Source organism: Sorangium sp. So ce406 (genome assembly GCF_051474675.1).
Classification (GTDB): domain Bacteria; phylum Myxococcota_A; class Polyangia; order Polyangiales; family Polyangiaceae; genus Sorangium; species Sorangium cellulosum_G.
The window spans coordinates 11,115,512-11,131,760 of record NZ_CP150340.1 but is presented as its reverse complement, the minus strand read 5'-3'; the positions used below and the strand labels follow the sequence as shown (position 1 = coordinate 11,131,760).

Annotated in this window: 9 protein-coding genes; 4 read left to right on the top strand and 5 right to left on the bottom strand. The window is 73.0% G+C overall.

Features of this window, described 5'->3' with window-relative positions; genetic code table 11:
* Positions 1 to 478: 478 nt before the first annotated feature.
* Entirely contained in the window at positions 479 to 1,822 is a 1,344-nt protein-coding gene (locus WME96_RS41875) for a metallophosphoesterase (protein ID WP_437287125.1), read from the bottom strand.
* A 751-nt stretch (positions 1,823 to 2,573) separates the two neighbouring features.
* On the opposite strand from WME96_RS41875, the gene WME96_RS41870 reads away from it, so the two are divergent.
* Together WME96_RS41870 and WME96_RS41865 are read left to right on the top strand one after the other, a co-directional pair.
* Positions 2,574 to 3,962, top strand: a complete 1,389-nt coding sequence (locus WME96_RS41870) for a glycoside hydrolase family 6 protein (RefSeq protein ID WP_437287124.1) — start codon at positions 2,574 to 2,576, stop codon at positions 3,960 to 3,962.
* A gap of 287 nt (positions 3,963 to 4,249) precedes the next feature.
* Positions 4,250 to 5,179, top strand: coding sequence for a LysR family transcriptional regulator (locus tag WME96_RS41865; RefSeq protein ID WP_437287123.1), 930 nt, complete (start codon positions 4,250 to 4,252; stop codon positions 5,177 to 5,179).
* A 49-nt stretch (positions 5,180 to 5,228) separates the two neighbouring features.
* On the opposite strand, the gene WME96_RS41860 is transcribed toward WME96_RS41865, so the two are convergent.
* Both WME96_RS41860 and WME96_RS41855 read right to left on the bottom strand, forming a co-directional pair.
* Positions 5,229 to 6,308, bottom strand: a complete 1,080-nt coding sequence (locus WME96_RS41860; protein WP_437287122.1) for a hypothetical protein — start codon at positions 6,306 to 6,308, stop codon at positions 5,229 to 5,231.
* A gap of 68 nt (positions 6,309 to 6,376) precedes the next feature.
* On the bottom strand, positions 6,377 to 7,123 hold the full coding sequence (locus tag WME96_RS41855; protein WP_437287121.1) for a DsbA family protein: 747 nt from the start codon (positions 7,121 to 7,123) through the stop codon (positions 6,377 to 6,379).
* Positions 7,124 to 7,465: 342 nt separating this feature from the next.
* Here WME96_RS41855 and WME96_RS41850 point away from each other — a divergent pair, with 342 nt between their 5' ends.
* Complete coding sequence (locus WME96_RS41850; RefSeq protein ID WP_437287120.1) at positions 7,466 to 10,366, top strand: Eco57I restriction-modification methylase domain-containing protein; 2,901 nt, start codon at positions 7,466 to 7,468, stop codon at positions 10,364 to 10,366.
* 61 nt (positions 10,367 to 10,427) lie between these two features.
* Here the strand turns inward: WME96_RS41850 and WME96_RS41845 are convergent, their stop codons facing one another.
* A complete protein-coding gene (locus WME96_RS41845; protein WP_061606167.1) occupies positions 10,428 to 10,922 on the bottom strand; it encodes a response regulator in 495 nt (164 codons plus the stop codon).
* A gap of 596 nt (positions 10,923 to 11,518) precedes the next feature.
* Positions 11,519 to 13,825 carry an SdrD B-like domain-containing protein gene (locus tag WME96_RS41840; protein WP_437287119.1) on the bottom strand — a complete coding sequence of 769 codons (2,307 nt, stop codon included), beginning with the start codon at positions 13,823 to 13,825 and terminating at the stop codon, positions 11,519 to 11,521.
* An 815-nt stretch (positions 13,826 to 14,640) separates the two neighbouring features.
* Here WME96_RS41840 and WME96_RS41835 point away from each other — a divergent pair.
* Positions 14,641 to 16,005 (top strand): hypothetical protein, encoded by a 1,365-nt coding sequence (locus WME96_RS41835; protein WP_437287118.1) that lies wholly within the window; start codon positions 14,641 to 14,643, stop codon positions 16,003 to 16,005.
* The last annotated feature ends 244 nt before the right edge of the window (positions 16,006 to 16,249 follow it).

Here is a 16,249-nt window from a genome sequence, read left to right as displayed (position 1 = left end):
CCGGCGCCGTGCGCCACCACGATCACGGGCCGCGGCCCGTCGCCGCTCGGCGGCACGACCACCGCGGGCCCGAAGCCGGGGACCTCGAGGTCGACGAACGCTCCCTGCTCGGCCGGCGCTGGCGGCGGAGGCGCGGGCGCGGGGCGATCCTCCGGCGCGTCCAGCGACGCGTCGCTGCGGCCCACCGGCGCGGCGAGCGGCGCGGGCGCGCACCCACCGGCGCCGATCGCGAGCGCGACCCCGAGGAGGAGCGCCCCTCGCGGGCCGCAGATCGGCAGTGCTCGTCGGCTCGTCACGCTCATCGCGACTCGGAACCTGAACACCAGGAGCGCGAGAATCAAGAAGCGGAGCAGAGGCCCTATCCTGAAATACAGGGAGAACCTTCGCGAGCGCGAGCGCTCGTGGGAGCTTGATGGAGGGGAAGGGGGATGTTCCCCCCACCCGTCGTGCCGAGCGCCACGCTGGCGCCAGGCAGCGCCTAGGCCGCCACGAGCACGATGCGGCTCACCTCGGGGGGCGCGCCGATGCGCGCGGGCGGGCCGGCAGTGCCGAAGCCGCGGTTGATGTAGAGATGCGCGCTGCCGCGCTGGTAGAGCCCGGCGACGTAGCCGTGAGGGAGCACCACGTCGGCGGGCCGGACGACCAGGTTGACCTGGCCGCCGTGCGTATGGCCGCTGATCTGCAAGGCCACCTCGCCGGCCGCCTCCGGGAAGAACACGGGGTTGTGACAGAGCAGCACGCGCGGCAGGTCGCGCGGCACATCGGCGAGCGCCCGGCCGAGGTCGGGGCCGCCGGCGGGCACCCGACGCCGCGCCCACACGTCGTCGACGCCGAGCAGCGCGAACGCGCCGCCGGCCCCCCCGATGACGCGCCCCCGGTTCTGCAGCACGTGGGCGCCGCCGCGCTCGAGCGCGTCGAGCGTCGCGTCGATGCCGGCGAAATGGTCGTGGTTGCCGGGGATCGCCGCGACCCCCTCGCGGGCCAGCGGGCCGAGCCGCCGCGTGAGCCGCCCGAGGTGCTCGGCGTACCTCGGATCGAAATCGATGAGATCGCCCGTCATCACGATCAGATCGCCGCGCGCCTTGCGCACGAGATCCTCGGCGGCGCGCATCTCGGGCTCACCCACGAACAGCCCGAGGTGGATGTCCGAGAGCTGCACGATCGAGAAGCCGTCCAGGCTGCGCGGCAGCCCCGGTATCGGAATGGCGATCTCCTCGATGACGTAGTCGTGCCGCCCGACCAGCGCGCCGTACACCGCGCTGCCGCCGCCGATGAGGAACGCCGAGCCCGCGGCCCCATTCGCGAGAAACGCGCGGCGGGGGAGCGCGGGCGGCGCGCTCGGCGGCGCGCTCGGCGGCGCAGCGGGCCGGGCGGTCGGCGCGAGGGGCTCGGCCGGCGCGAGGGGCTCGGCCGGCGCGACGGGCTCTCCCGCGGCGCCGCCCTCCGCGCGTGCCGCTGCGTCCGCGGGGCGGCCGGCCAGGTCGGCGGCGCGCGGGGCCGCGGTGGCGCGCGCGAGCGCGGCGCGCCCGAGCCGCGCGATCAGCCGCCCGAGATCGACGACGGCGAGCAGGACCGCGGAGATCAGGACGGCGAGCGAGATGGTGCTGCCCCCGAGCCCCATCGCGCGGAGCACGCCGTCGGGCAGCGCGCCGCGCCCGAGCCGCGAGAGGGTCATGGCGATGAGCCCGGCCGCGAGCAGAAAGGAGAGCGCGCGCCGGGCGCGAGGCCCCAGGCCGAGCAGCCGGGAGGCGCGCCGGTGCACGTACACGCCCATGGGGCCGACGACGAGGAGGATGATCACCGAGATGATGAGAAAACGCATGGCGGGCTCTGCGGAGGGCGAGGGGACCGAAGCGTAACCGATCCGGCACGCCCGGCCAGAAGCCGCTCCAGAGCGGCCCGAGCGATGCATTCGATGCGCGCCTCGTCGCCGCTGGACGCGGCCGGCGCGCTCACCCCGTGTCACATCATGAGCGCTGACCGGGCCGCGAGGCCACGAGGACAGGACGTGAGCGAGCGTCTCTCCCACGCCGAGCACGTCGTGACGCACCCCATGGCGCCACGCGTCGCACGGCGCTTCGCCGCGACACCTGCGCCCAGCTCGTCGGGCTCTCGTCGGCGCGCCGACGCGCGCAATGGGTGAGCTCACCACCACGGAGAGGGTTGGAAATAAACCCGAAACGATTCTGGTGGTTTGCCACGTCACCGAGCGTCGGGCCGCGCTGTCCAGTCGTGATGATCACGCGCTGCGTTGAGCGATCACGAGGCAGCGCGCGCGATGCGCGTCGGCGCGTTCTCCACAGGAGGAGCATCCCTGCGGCGCCGTGGTTTGACGCGCCCGTGACGCGCGCGTGAAGCGAGATGTGGACGGACGTGTTTTATTCGCCGTGAAAAAATAACCGCACGGCAGATGATGAAGCCACGGTGAGATCGCGCAGTCGTCGTTTGTTCTTGCTCCAGCGAAACCGTTGGTCTAGATTCGGCGCGCTAATCTTGACGTGCTGAGTTTGCCTGGTTCCTTTGGCGAAGTAGATGAAAGGCTTAGTATGCTGAGAAGGAATTCGCATCTGGGGTTGAGCAACTGGTGTGCGGTCCTCATCGCCGCATCTCTCGCGGCGTGCTCGGGTGCAGGCGAGAACGGGGGGGACGAGGGAGCGGGCGGCGCGAGCGGCCCGGGGGGCACCGGCGCGGGCGCGCCGACGGGCGGCACCGGCACGGGCACCCCGACGGGCGGCACCGGCACGGTCGACCCGACGGGCGGCACCGGCACCGGCACGGGCACCCCGACGGGCGGCACCGGCACGGGCACCCCGACGGGCAGCACCGGCGCGGGCACGGGCTCCTGCCCCGGGGGCGTCAACATCGCGACCACGGGCAACCCGTTCGACGGCGCGGAGCTGTTCGTGGACCCGGAGTACGTCGCGAAGGTCCAGTCGTCGATCGACATGACGACGGACGCGGCCCTCATCGAGAAGATGAAGAAGGTCCAGTCGATCCCGACCGCGTTCTGGCTCGACAGGATCGCGGCGGTCGACCGCCTCGCGGGGCACCTCGACAAGGCGATCGAGCTCCAGAACCAGCTCTGCAAGCCGGTCGTGCCGGTCATCGTCGTGTACGACCTGCCGAACCGCGACTGCTTCGCCGAGGCGTCGAACGGCGAGCTCCGGCTCGAGAACGGTGGAGCCGCGCGGTACAAGGCCGAGTTCATCGACAAGATCGCCGAGATCTTCGCCGCCCGGCCGAGCCTGCGCATCGTCACGGTCATCGAGCCCGACTCGCTCCCGAACCTCGCGACGAACATGGGCCAGAAGGACTGCTCCGAGGAGACGGCGGCTGGCTACAAGGACGGCGTCGCGTACGCGCTCAAGAAGCTCAACATGTCGAACGTCCATCACTACATCGACGCCGCCCACTCGGGGTGGCTCGGATGGCCGGACAACCAGGAGAAGGGCGCCGCGATCTTCAAGGAGGTCCTCGACCTCGCCGGCAATCCGCCCAACGTCCGCGGCTTCGCGACCAACGTCGCCAACTACACCCAGCTCAAGTACGCCGACGGCGCGGAGAGCTACGATCAGCAGTTCAACCCCTGCTTCGGCGAGTACGACTACGTCAACCAGTTCGGCCAGGCGCTGGGCGCCGTGGGCCTCGGCGACAAGCACTTCATCATCGACACGAGCCGCAACGGCCGGGGCAACATCCGGGCGGACTGGGGCTACTGGTGCAACAACATCGGCGCCGGCATGGGCGAGCGGCCCAGGGCGAACCCGGGCGGCGCGACGCGCCTCGACGCCTTCTACTGGGTCAAGCCGCCGGGTGACTCCGACGGCACCGCGGACAAGAGCGCGGAGCGCTACGACCTGTTCTGCGGCTACGAGGACGCGGATCAGCGCGCGCCGGAGGCGGGTTACTGGTTCCACGAGTACTTCGTGGAGTGCGTGAAGAACGCCAACCCGCCGCTCTGATCGGCGTCGGCGGCTGTCCCAGGCCGTGACGAGCGCGCTCCGTCGAGCGCGCGCCGGCGGCCGGGGCAGGCGAGGAGCGTAAAAAAAGGGGTCTACCCGCCCGCGGGCCGCGCGGCCGGCTGGAGGGTAGACCCCTTGGGAAAACGCTCCTCGCCTGTCCCGGCCGCCGCGCTGTTTTTGTCGACCTCACCCGCGTGGAAGGCCCGCCGCCGGCGGGCGGACGCCGGGCCGCGGCGCCGCGGTAACGGGCCGCCGCGCCGCGGCGAGCCGTGGCATGGTGGTGCCCGGTGCACGACTCCATCACGCTCGATCAGCTCCGCACGTTCATCGCGGTCGCCGACGAGGGGAGCTTCTCGGCGGCGGCCAGGAAGCTCCGCCGCGTCCAGTCGGCCGTGAGCCACGCGATGGCCAACCTGGAGGGCCAGCTCGGGGTCGTGCTCTGGGACCGATCGACGAGGATCCCGGCGCTCACGGAGCACGGCCGCGTCCTGCTCGACGCCGCGCGGCGGGTGTGCGCCGACGCGGACGCGCTCAGCAGCGCGGCGCAGCGGCTCGCCGGCGGCCTCGACCCGCTCGTCTCGCTGTGCGTCGACGCGGTGTTCCCGCTGTCCGCGCTGGTCGATCTCTGCGTCGAGTTCGCGCGCGTCTACCCGACCGTGGAGCTCGTCGTCCACACCGAGAGCATGGCCGCCGTCGCCGACAGGGTCCTCGACGGGACGTGCCAGCTCGGCGTCGTCGGGCCGGCCGCGGCGGCCCAGGGGCTCGAGCGCCGGCACCTCACGTCGGTGCGCATGGTGCCTGTCGCCGCCAGGTCCCACCCGCTCGCCGCCGCCCAGCAGGGCGCCGCGCGCCTCGCGACCGAGCAGCTCCGCGAGCACGTGCAGATCGTGCTGAGCGAGCGCGGCGCGGCGCGCTCGCCGGAGCAGGCCGTCCTGTCCCCCCGCACGTGGCGCGTCGTGGATCTCCAGACCAAGCGAGAGCTCCTGTGCGCCGGGCTCGGCTGGGGAAACCTGCCAGAGCACATGATCCGCGACGACCTCGGGACGGGGCGCCTGGTGCGCCTGCGGCCGGACGCGTGGGGCGACGACGAGCACCTCCTGGCGCTCGCCGTTGTCCACCGGCCGGGGCTCGTGATGGGCCCCGCGGGGCAATGGGTGCTGAGGCGCCTCGTCGAGCTCTGCTGCCAGCACGTGGGGTGCCCGGAAGCGCCGCGGTGACAGGGCGCTCGAGCGAGCGCTCGTCTGCCGTGGGCCTCGGCTGTTCTGATCAGAGCGAGAGCCGCGAGAAGAGCTCGTTCACGCGGATCGCGGCCGCGACGCTCCCCGTGTCATGCGCGTAGTCCATCGCCGCGAACAGGTGTGTCTGCTCGAGGTCGAGCCGCTCCGGAGCGCGCTCGAGGAGCGCCACGTAATGCTCGAAGAAGCGCCGTTGATCGAACTGCGTGCGCTTCAGCACGGCGTGGCGCACCGTCGCGTGCAGCGCGAAGCGGCCCGCGAACGGCTCCTGCACCAGCCGGAAGCGGCGCAGCGAGGCGAGCGCGTCGCCGGCGCTCCGCCCCGCCCGGGCGAGCTCGGCGAGCGACGCCTCGTCGATGTGGTCGCCGTTCGAGTGCGCCAGCACCGCGAGCATCCGGCGCGCCGCCGGCGTGAGCCCGCGGAAGGCCCACGCGACGAGCAGGCCGACCTCGGGGAGGTCGTCCTCGTGATCGATGACCTGCACGCGGTCGACGCCGCCCGCCACGAGCCAGCCGCGGAGCTCGTCGACGTCGGCGGCGCCGCTCGTGACGATCGCGTCGGCGAGCTCCAGGGAGACGGGGTTCCAGCGGAGCAGGCGCGTCAGCGATGCGACCGCGGGGAAGGGGCTCTGCCCCGAGGTCACGAGCGGCGCGATGACCGGGAAGATCGAGACGCCGGCGACGAGGCAGCGGCGCGCCGTGATGACCCAGGTCACCGCCTCGTCGCGCAGGTCGTCGAGCAGCTCGGCGACGGCGCGGTCGTGCTCGTGGTTGTCGAGCACGATGAGCATCTCCCCGAGCGCCCGCAGGCGGCGCCGCAGCGCCGGCAGCGAGGGCGACGGCCCTGCCCCGAACCGGAGCGACAGCATGCCGAGCAACGTGCGCGCGTCCCAGGCGCCGACCCGGAACCAGTGGATCCCGCCGGGGAGCTCGCGCGCGAGCTTGTGCCCGAGCGCGCACGCGAGCGTCGACTTGCCGCTGCCGCCCGTGCCGACGAGCGCGATGCGCGTCGGGCGCGACGCGCGCAGGGCGGCCGTGAGCGTCGCGAGCTCGCGGCGCCGGCCGCGCAGCGAGGGGGGCGGGGGAGGGAACACATACGGCGAGGCGGTCATCCCCGCGCGAGCCTAGCAAAAGGCGCGGGGGACGGCGCCTCTTCGCCTTCGTCGCCGCCTCGTCGGGGTCACATGGGCGGGGGCGGCGCGCGCAGGAGCAGCTCGATCGCGCGGGAGATCGGCTCCGGCGACATCGAGGTGAGGCGGAGCCGGCGGAGCTCCTGCCCCTGCCGGCTCAGGAACACCGCCGGCACGCCGCGGATCCCGAGGCGCCCTGCCTCGGCCTGCGCCTCCGCGAGCTGCCGCGCGACCTCGGCGCCGTCGCGCTGGGCCATCGCCTGCGCCGCGTCCACGCCCGGCAGCTCGGCGGCGACGCGCAGCAGGAGATCGTCCGTGATCGCCGGTCGCTCGCGCGCCTGGATCCGGAAGAAGTGGTCGACGAAGTCCCAGAGCCGGTCCTGCATCCCGACCGCCGCGGCCATGCGCGCGGCCTGCACGGAGCCTGGGCCGAGGAACGTGAGGTTCCGGAACACGAGCTTCACCTGTCCGGTCCTCACGTGGCGCTCGAGGATCGCGGGCAGCACCTCGAGCGCATAATCCCGGCAATGCGAGCAGCGGAGATCGGAGAACTCGACCAGCGTGATGGGCGCGCTCGGATCCCCGAGGACGATGCCGTCCTGGGGAATGCCGGAATAGAGGCCGACACCCGCGCTGACCGCGCCGGTGGCCTCCGGTTCGGGCTCCTCGCCGGCGCCCTGGCAGGCCGAGATCCCGAGCAGGAGCGCGGCGAGCAGGGCGCCGCGGCGCGGCGCGGAGCGAGGGTGTGAATTGCGCGGATGGGCGAGTGCGTATCGTTCGATCAGCTCAGGCTTCATCCCGGGACACACGGCACGATCCATACCCCCTCACGGGCGCGCCGGAGACCCGCTCACGAGCATTCAGGTAAACGGCGCTGCGCGAGGATCTCCGGGCGAGCAAGGACTCCTGTCCAGCGCGCCGGCGGCGTCGAGCGGCGAGATCGCCGGGGTCGAGCGCGCAGAGATCCGAGATGCCCTGTTCTTCTCCCGGCGTCGCCGCGCGGCGGCGGTCCGCGCTGCCCGGCGCCCGCCCGTCGCTCGTGGCGGCCCGCGGCCGGGCCCCCGCCGCGGCCGCGCGCGACCCGGCGACGGGGCGCTTGCCTGCGCCCCGTTCCTTCCGCAATGCTCGCGCGGCCCCGCGTGTCCTCGGAATCCCCTCAGCTCAGCGCCGCCCCGCGCCGCGACCGTGAACGGGTCGGCGCCTTCGCTCCGCCCGACGGCGCGGGGGAGGTCGCCGCGCCGCCCGGCGGCGCAAGGGAGGCAGGCGCGCCGCGCGGCGAGGCCGGGCCGCCCGCCGACGGCGTGGCCAGGCAGCTCCGCGAGCAGGCGCAGCGCGCGCTGGGCGAGCTCCTCCGCGGCCTCCAGGCAGCCGATCTGCAGGGCCCGGACGTCGCGCGCGGCGGCACCGCTGCGGGGCGGCGGCACCTCCATGCCGGGCTCGTCGCCGCGCTGATGCGGATCATCTTCCTCCTCTACGCGGAGTCGCGCGGGCTGCTGGCCGGCGCGCCCGGCGACGGCGCGCCGGTCGCGCGGCTGTTCGAGGAGCTCGAGGAGCACCTGCGGTGCGGCGGCGACCTCGAGCGCCGCCACGGCGCGTGGGCGCGCGTCGCGGCGCTCTTCCGCGCCCTCGCCGACCGCGGCCCGCGGGGCGCGCGCGGCGGCCTCTGCGACCCGGACGCGTTCCCCTTCCTGGAGAGCGCGCCCTGGCTCAGCGACGGCGTGCTCCGCCGCGCGCTCTCGGCGCTGCTCGTCCACGACGGCGCGAGGGTCCGCTACGGCGATCTCGAGGTCGAGCACATCGGCACGCTCTACGAAGGCGTGATCGCGCTCGATCTCGAGATCGCCGACGGCGAGTCGATGGCGCTCCTGCCGTCCCACGTGGTCGTCGACCTGGAGGCGCTGCTCGCCCTCCCCGGCGGCGAGCGGCGCGCGCGGCTCGAGGAGGCGGCGGACCTGAAGCTCGGCGCGCGCCACGCCGCCGCCGTCGCCGCGGCCGGCACCGTGGCCGATCTGGCGCAGGCGCTCGCGCGTCGCGCGTCCCCGCGGCAGCCGGGCCGGATCGCGCGCGGCATGCTCTACCTTCAGCCGGGGCAGGTCAGACGACGCGCTGGTTCTTATTATACACCGCGTGACATCACGTGTCACGTCGTGCAACGTACATTCACGCCGCTGCTCCAGGCGGCGGGGCGGCCGCTGGCGCCCGCCGACATCCTCGCGCTCGCCGTGTGCGACCCCGCGATGGGATCCGGCGCGTTCCTGGTGGAGGCGTGCCGCCAGCTCGCCGCGCACCTGGCCGCGGCCTGGCAGCGCGCCGGCGAGGGGCCGTACCTCGCGCCCGGGGAGCCGCCGCTCCGCCGCGCCATGGCGCTCGTGGCGGCGCGCTGCCTGTACGGCGTCGACCTCGACCCGCTCGCGGTCGACCTCGCCAGGCTCTCGCTCTGGCTCGTCGTGGCGCAGGCGGACGTGCCGCTGAGCTTTCTCGACGGCAAGCTCCGCTGCGGCGACAGCCTCATCGGCGCCTCGCGCGCGGAGATCGGCGCCTTCCCGGTCGACGCCTGGTCGCGCGGCGGCGCCGCGGACGTCGCCGTGGAGCGGCGAGCGCGGCGGGCGCTGACGCGGCGGGCGCCCGCGCGGGCGGAGCACGCGCCGACCGGCGCGCCCGGCGACGCGGCGGAGCGCGCCACGGTCGCGGATCAGGCGGAGCGCGCCGCGGTCGCGGATCAGGCGGCGCTCGACGCCTGGATGGCCCTGTGGTTCTGGCCCCTGGAGGGCGATCCAGCGGCCGCGGCGCCGACCGCGGAGACGTTCGACCGCCACATGGCCGCGGCGCGCGAGCCGGCCGACCCGCGCGCCGCGCTCTCGCGCCGCATCGCCGAGGAGCGCCGGTTCCTGCACTGGGAGCTCGCGTTCCCCGGGGTCTTCGATCGCCCGGAGCCGGGCTTCGACGCCGTGATCGGCAACCCGCCCTGGGTCGCGTACGTCGGCCGCGCCGCGCAGCCGATCGCGCCCGAGGTCTTCAACCTCCACCTCCGCAGGAACCCGGCCTTTCACGGCTACCGCTCGCTGCACGGCCTGTTCGTGCGCCGGGCGGCGTCGCTGCTCCGGCCGGGCGGCCGGCTCGGCCTCGTCATCCCGACGTCCGTCTCGGATCTCGACGGCTACCGCCCGACGCGGCGCGCGCACGACGCCCTCTGCGCCGTGGACCCGGACCTCCCGAGCTTCGGCAGCGACGCCTTCGAGGGCGTGTTCCAGCCGTGCATGGGCCTCCTCTCGACCCGCGTCGGCCGCGTCGGCCCCGCGTCCCCCCGGGCGGCGGCCGGCGCCCCGTGGCCCCTCGCGCGCTCGGACCTCGACGTCGTGGCCAGCCGGCTCCTCGATCGGCTGAGCGCGCTCGCCCCGCTCCCCGCCGCCCTGTTCGGGGAGCGCGGCTTCCAGACCACGGCCGAGGATGCCGAGCGCATCCGGCGCGCGGACGTCCCCGTGCCGCCGTACACCTGCCCCATCCGGGAGGGCTCCGACGTGGGCGAGCTCATCGCGCGCGCGCCGCGCCACCACGTCGACCGCGCCGCCGTGAAGGGCCGCTTCCGCAAGGACGACGACTGGAGGGCGGTGCGGCTGCTCATCCGGCAGACCGCCCGGTACCCGATCGCCGCGCTGAGCGACGGCCTCCCGTTCCGCAACTCGATCCTCGCCGGCTTCTGCGACGCCACCTGGAGCGAGTATGCGCTGCTCTGCTACCTCAACTCCTCGCCTGTCCGGTGGTGGCACTACACCCGACACCGGGACGCGCGCGAGGGCATGCCGCAGGTGAAGATCGCGCACCTGCGCGCGATCCCCGCGCCCCCGCCGGGCCGGGCCGATCTGATCGCCGCGCTGGACGCGCTCGGGCGGGAGCTCGGCCCGGCGAACGCGGGTCTGCCCGGCGAGGCCCGGCGTCACCTGGACACCGTGGTGGCGACCATGCTGGAGATGACCGAGGAGGAGCGTCGCTGCGTGGCGGCCTGGGCGGCGGCGACGCCGCTCCCGCGGCCGGACGGCTGAGCGCTGGCCAGCGGCCCCCGGCGGAGCGCTCTGCCCTGCTGGGCGCGCCGTCCGCGCCGCGTCAGAACCCGCCGTCGAAGCCGGGCGCGTCCTTCGCGCTGTCCTTCGCGCTGTCCTTCAGGTTGAACAGCGCGCTGCGGAGATCATCGAGGTCGAACGGCTTCTCGAACACCGCCGAGGCGCCCAGGCTGCGCGCGGCCGCGTGAAGGTGGGGGTCGCCGAACGCGGTGATCAGGATGACCGGCGGCCGGCGCCGCAGCTCGGACAGGCCCTCCAGGATCTCCATCCCCGAGAAGCAGGGCAGCTGGATATCGCTGACGATCGCGTCGATCGGCTCCGGCGGTTCCTGCCCACCGAGCCAGGGCGCCACCTTGTCGAGCAGCTCGAGGCCGTTGCGCGCCTCCGAGACCTCGAACCCGTCGCGCCGGAGCGCGAGGGCGAGCGTGGCTCGCATATCGTCGTCGTCCTCCGCGAGGAGGATACGCTGACCTTTGCCGAACAAGCCGCAAGGCGGGACCAAGGGCTTGTCGCCAATCCAGCTTTCCGTCAGGTTCATGGCCGCTTCTCCTTAACTACAGGCCCGCCAACACCGCGCCCTCGGACCGTCCACCGCGGTCCTCGGCGATCGAACCCGCAGGATTTGCAGCGCCCGTGCCACCCTGTCCTCCCTGTGCAGTGGAGCGGGCTCGACGAGAATGTTGCGCTCGCGGGACCGTGGTGTCCGCGGCGTAGCGCGCGCCGGCAGGAGTCCCCTTCCGCCTCGTAGGGGCAATTTGTCGCGCGGAGGGGCAGATCACGCGCACGCGTGGGGCACTTCCGTCTCCCGGCCTCGCGGGGTCGCGCCTCACGGCCCGCGCGCAGATCGCCTCCCGCGCAGGGCCGTTCCACTCCGAGCGGGAGCCGCGTGCCTCGAGGGCGGCGGCGCAACGGCGTCCGTGGCGTCATGGCCGAAGAGGTCGGTGACCTTGGAACAGCCGGAACGGCCGCGGAGGTCGGGGCGAGCGAGCAGCTATGCAGCTGCCTCTCTTGACGAGATCGCTCGGCGAGGAGCGGCGGAGAGGGAAGGGGTGAGGAGGGCAGAGGGGGACGGGCCAGCGCCGCGCGCTCGGAGCGATAGCTCGGGGCGGCGCTGGCCCGGGGGGCGTTTATCGCTCAGCGGCAACCACGGTCGTGGTCGCGCTCGTCATCGCAGTCCAGGTCATCGCGGTGCGGCGCGCAGAGGCGCCCGTTGTTGTACTTGTCGAGCTTCTCGGCGAGGGGCTCGCCGGTCCCCCACGGCGAGTTCTTGCCGCTCTCCTTCACGTTGCTGCCGAGCGGGTACTTCTTCAGCCACGCGTCGGCTTGGGCGATGGTGTCCTCGATGCAGCTCGACTGGTTGCCGATACCAACGTTGAGCTTGGCGACGATGAGGTGCTTCGCGATGATGTACGTGACGTCGCCCTTGGTCGGGCGGCTGATGATGTCGAGGAGCTGGGACTTCGTGTAGGTCTTGTTGCCGATGGTCAGCTTCGAGACCTTCCACGCGCTCTCGTGGTTCTTCCAGTAACCGGGGCTGCCGGTGCCGGGGGACGCGCACCGGCAGGAGCCGCAGTCGGCCGCGCAGCTAGAGCAGTTCTCGAAGCCCGCCTTGCAGACCCCGTCGCCGCAGACCGGCGGGCAAGCGCCGCAGTCGGCCGCGCAGTTCGAACAGGTCTCACCGGCCTCGCAGACGCCGCTGCCACAGACCGGCGGGCAGATCCCGCAGTCGCTCGGGCACTCGAGGCAGTTCTCGCCGGCCTCGCAGGTGTTGTTGCCGCAGACCGCGGGGCAAGCGCCGCAGTCGCCGGCGCAGTTCGAGCAGTCCTCGCCGTTCTCGCAGGTGTTGTTGCCGCAGACCGCGGGGCAAGTGCCGCAGTCGTCCGAGCAGGTGCCGCAGTCCTCGCCGGCCTCGCAGGTGCCGTTGCCGCAGACCGGCGGGCAGGTGCCGCAGTCGGCGCTGCAGCTCCCGCAGTCCTCGCCGGCCTCGCAGGTGCCGTTGCCGCACACGGCCGGACAGACGTCGCAGTCGGCACTGCAGCTCCCGCAGTCCTCGCCCACCTCGCAGGTGCCGTTGCCGCAGACTGGCGGGCAGGTGCCGCAGTCGACAGCGCAGGTGGAGCAGCTCTCGTCGCCGCCGCAGACGCCGTTGCCGCAGGAGAGCTGGTAACCGAAGTCCGCGTCGAGCAGGTCCTGGGCCCAGCCGAGCGAGACGTTGCCCGTGTTGTCGAGCCCGCCGTCGGGATCGGCCGTCGGCTCCTGTCCGGCGAGCGGACCGCTCTCCATGAAGTTGTCGGCGGTGATGACCACCGAGTAGGCGCCCGCGGGGAGGGTGTCGAAGAGGTAGAAGCCGGGCTGGCCGGTGTAGGGGCTGTTGGCCGTGACCGTGAAGTCGACGAGCTGGCCCCCCTGGAACAGCTCGACCTGGACGCCGTTGACGCCGAGCTCGCCGGTCTCCGGCTCGTAGAGCCCGTCGGCGTCGCTGTCGAGCCACACCGTGTCGCCGATCGACGAGTACGTCACATAGCCGAAGTCGGCGTCCGTCACGTGCTCGCCCGCGTCGATGGACACGGCGAGCGGCTCGTCATCGGTGGTGAGGAGGTGCCCGAGCGGGAGCGTCGCGTCATCGACGCTGACGACGTAACAGCCCGCCTCGAGCTCGCTGAAGCGGTAGGCGCCGTTCGCGTCGGTCACGGTCGTCCTGGGGTCGCCGGAGTCCGCGGAGCCATCGCAGTTCGCGTCGTTGAAGAGGTCGACGACGACGTTGGAGATGCCGAGCTCGGAGGCGTCCTCGATGCCGTCCGCGTTCGCGTCGAACCACACCTTGTCGCCGATCGAGCCCTTCGGGGCCGTGTAACAGACCTCGAGGAGCGGGCGGTACGAGAGGTCGGTGTGGGCGCTGCCTTTGTAAGACGTCTTTCCGGTGGTGCCCTCCTCGAGGAGGACGCCGTAGCTCGGTGAAACCCCGCTCACCCACTCTTGTACGAGCCCGGTGAGATCGACGCTGCTCCACCCGGTAACGTTGGGCACGAACGAGGTGAACGCGGCGGGCTCGATGGCGCCGAGGTTGTTCCAGGTGACCAGGTTCTCGGCCCAGGGGGCGAGCACCTGGTGCACGTACACGGTCTGGGCCGTGCTGGTGTAGGTCAGGGCGTAGAACTTGGCGGACGTGACGAGAGAGCCGGCAGGGATGGGGCTCAGATCGAAGCGGAACAGGGCGCGCTTCTCGCCGACCGTGCTGGAGTACCCCGTGTTCACCTCGTGGGGCGACGGGACGTGGTAGCTCGGAGCAAGGCTCCAGATCTCGGCGTTGAAGATGTCGCCCAGGGTGCCCCGCTTGATGACGGTGCACGTCGGCGAAGGCGCGGTGGTGTTGGCGAAGCTCGTGGCGGTGATGAACAGGGTGGCGAGCGCGGCGGATGAGGCGATTGCGAACTGCTTCATTGGTAGCTCCTTGAGGTCCTCACGGGTGAACCACTGCTGGAGCGTCATCCGAATAGCAGGCACCATGACACACGGGTCAGGCGAGGTCGGTTTCGCGGGCTCCGGTCGGGCTGCGCCCCGCGGGGCTGATCAGGATCAGATCAGGTACGCGGGCGCCTTGGCTCGGATCGGAGAGCGGATGCGCAAAGAGACAGTGTTTAACTTAGCCACTCGGTGTCGAAAGTGTCCAGATCTTTCTGGCAGCGATACGCGAAAAAATCATCGCTGGCGGCGACTTGCACAGTGACGCTTTTGGCCTGTGCGGTGACGCTTTTGGGCACCCCCATGCCCAGCCCGCGCTCGTCAGCCCGCATCCACACTCCGTGTGTTGGAGCGCAGGGACAAGGGCGGCCCGCGGCGTCAATCGACGCTGTCGACGCTGTCGACGCGCGCGACGCGTGCGGCAGCGCACTGGCGCGTTCCGCACCCCTCTCCGCCCCTCTGCAGGGCTCGAGGGACGAACAGGATCGGATCAGGCACGCGGGGTCTCCGAGCGGGATTTGATGCAGAGTGCGCACAGGACCATTTTTCAAGATACCGAGTTTCCGCTTCGCCTGTCTAGATCCTTTTTGGGGCGCGCGTGCTTTTGTGCGGTGCCACGTCGTGCCACGTCTCCCCATGCCGACGCGTGATCCCTCCTCTCGTCGTTGTCGTCCTCGTCCTTGTCGGCTTCGTCGCCGTCGTGCCGGTCTGTCCCGAGAGGCGCGAGCGCGACCGACACCGCGGGCGGGCGCTGCCGGGTGCCGTCCGCGGGCGGGCGCTGCTAGGGTTCCGCCGTGGGACGCCCGCTGCTCGCCTCGCCGGCCCTGCTCCTCGCGCTCCTCGCCTCGTCGCTCGTCGCTGCCCCGCGCACCGGCGCCGCGCAGGACCTGCCCACGCTGAGCGGGTCGTGGACGGCGAGCCCGCTCACCGAGCAGTGGTCGGTCGCCGCGTGGGGCGAGGCGTGCGGGCCGAGGCCGCGACCGCAGGGCGCGCCGGGGGGCGCCGTGCAGATCCAGCAGCAGGGCTCGGAGCTCTCGATCTCGGGCGCCGGCCGGCCGTGGAGCACCGCCGAGTGCTGGGAGCAGATGCCCGGGCTCGCGCGGAGCAAGCACTCGGCGTCCGGCAACGCGCGCTCCTGGCAGACGCGCTGCACGACGCCCCCCAACGACCCCCGCCGCGCCGTCGTCACCACGACCACCCAGGCGACCGACACCAGCATCCAGATGGTCGAGACGGGGCAGTACCAGTTCATCATCCAGGACACGACCTGCAACGCCTCCGTGACGAGGACGCGGACGTACACGCTCGTCCGGCGCGCGGGCGACGCGCCGCCCGCGGCGAGCGCGCCGGCCACCGCGAGCGCGCCGCCGGCCGCCGCGAGCGCGCCGCCCGCCGCCTCCGTGAAGAAGCCCGCGGCGTCGCGCACCTGCGACGCCCCCGGCGAGCCGGCGCGCCTCGAGGTCACGCCGTCGCGCAAGCTCATGCGCCCGGGCGAGCGCTTCCAGTTCCGCGCGCTCGTCATGGATGCGGAGGGGTGCGCGCTCCCGACGCGGCCCACGTGGTCGATCGCGCCCGGGCCGGTCGCGTCCGCGGCGACGGTCGACGCGACCGGCGCGCTCTCGATCGGCGCCGACGCGGACGAGGGGAAGCTCGGCCTCGTCGCGTCCGTGGCCGGCAAGGGCGTGACCGTCTCGATCGAGGTGACGAGCCCCGATCGGTACGAGGCGCTCCTCGCGACGAGCGGGCTCAATGAGGCGGGCGAGAGCGACGAGGCCGCCTCCGTGACGATCGCGACCGGCACCATCGGCGGGCGCACCACCGCGGGGGAGGACCTGGGGCGCCAGCGCAAGAACCTGTTCGTCGCGATCGTGGGCGGCGTCGCCGCTTGCCTCGGGTTCGCGGGCCTGATCCTGTTGCGCCGGGGCCGCCGGCGGGCAGGGGGCGACCTGGAGGGCCCGGCATCGACGGGCAGCGCCTTCGGGGAGCGCGGCGCCGGGGCGGAGGAGGCGCCGGCGTCCGCCGGGGCCCCGCTCGCCGAGGCGCCGGTCCAGCCGGCGCCGCCGCCGCGCGGCAAGATCTGCCCGACGTGCGGCGAGCGTTATCCAGCTGAGGCGATGTTCTGCGGTAAAGACGGCACGCAGCTCGTCCTCGTCAACTGAGGCGCACCGCTCGGCGGCGATCGCGCGCAGCATCGAAGCGCGCTGCGTCATCCCGCCGCGCCGCGCCGGAAGCGCGTTGCGAGATGACGCGATGCCGGCGGTCCCGTCCCCGGTTCACAAAAAAAGTCGCCGCCTTGATCGGCCTCGCGGCATCCCGCTATCCTGCCATCAACACGACCGGGACGCGTGTACGTGCGCGTGTGTGGTCGTTGAACCCATGCCCGCAAGCCGGAACGGGAAGGGC

What these genes read in the sequence shown, in the direction of transcription:
- WME96_RS41855 (WP_437287121.1), bottom strand. Translation starts at nt 7,123, where the DNA reads ATGAAGCCTGAGCTGATCGAACGATACGCACTCGCCCATCCGCGCAAT.
- WME96_RS41860 (WP_437287122.1), bottom strand. Translation starts at nt 6,308, where the DNA reads ATGACCGCCTCGCCGTATGTGTTCCCTCCCCCGCCCCCCTCGCTGCGC.
- WME96_RS41840 (WP_437287119.1), bottom strand. Translation starts at nt 13,825, where the DNA reads ATGAAGCAGTTCGCAATCGCCTCATCCGCCGCGCTCGCCACCCTGTTC.
- WME96_RS41875 (WP_437287125.1), bottom strand. Translation starts at nt 1,822, where the DNA reads ATGCGTTTTCTCATCATCTCGGTGATCATCCTCCTCGTCGTCGGCCCC.
- WME96_RS41845 (WP_061606167.1), bottom strand. Translation starts at nt 10,922, where the DNA reads ATGAACCTGACGGAAAGCTGGATTGGCGACAAGCCCTTGGTCCCGCCT.